This window comes from Proteus genomosp. 6 (assembly GCF_040139785.1).
In the GTDB taxonomy this organism is placed as follows: domain Bacteria; phylum Pseudomonadota; class Gammaproteobacteria; order Enterobacterales; family Enterobacteriaceae; genus Proteus.
The window spans coordinates 1-505 of sequence record NZ_JBEEVJ010000064.1; the positions used below are offsets into that span (position 1 = coordinate 1).

2 protein-coding genes are annotated in these 505 nt (G+C 41.0%); both read left to right on the forward strand.

Annotated elements, in window-relative coordinates; all coding sequences use genetic code 11:
• The first annotated feature begins 140 nt into the window (after nucleotides 1–140).
• Nucleotides 141–308: a hypothetical protein gene (locus ABN212_RS18810; RefSeq protein WP_349443582.1), complete on the forward strand. Its 168-nt coding sequence runs from the start codon at nucleotides 141–143 to the stop codon at nucleotides 306–308.
• Nucleotides 309–310: 2 nt separating this feature from the next.
• Nucleotides 311–454 (forward strand): hypothetical protein, encoded by a 144-nt coding sequence (locus ABN212_RS18815; protein ID WP_349443583.1) that lies wholly within the window; start codon nucleotides 311–313, stop codon nucleotides 452–454.
• The last annotated feature ends 51 nt before the right edge of the window (nucleotides 455–505 follow it).

The following is a 505-nucleotide window of genomic DNA, read 5'->3' on the forward strand; positions in this document are numbered from 1 at the left end:
GGAAGTGAGTGGTGCATTTCAGCAATGACAACAGCAATGTGAAAGACAAACCGTGTTCCAGATGGCAATGCACAGCTGTCACACCACAAAATGAAGAGCATCTCGATCAGCTCATCCACATGAATTGGTGGTTTATGACCATGGAACTGTATATGGAGCTGAATATTGCTTTCAAAGCATTGAAAAGAATGGTGACAACACTGGAATATCGCAGTTTGCATCAGGTAGGTCATATGAATAATCACACAGCAACAGAAAGAAAACCATATGCAAGTTTGTCAGGACCTATGGAAATAAAACAAGGCTGAAAGTGACAGTATCCTGGATCACAACATTACCAACAATGAGAAGTGATGTCACTGCTATAAGTGAAGCAAAAACAGCAGCCCATGGAGTGGAGTTATGTGAATTCCCTGTTGAAGACAAAGTTCAAGATGAAACCTTCATCAGGTAAAGTACATTGTCTTTCAGAATAGGAAAGGGGTGATTCTTCTGGATTCTCTGG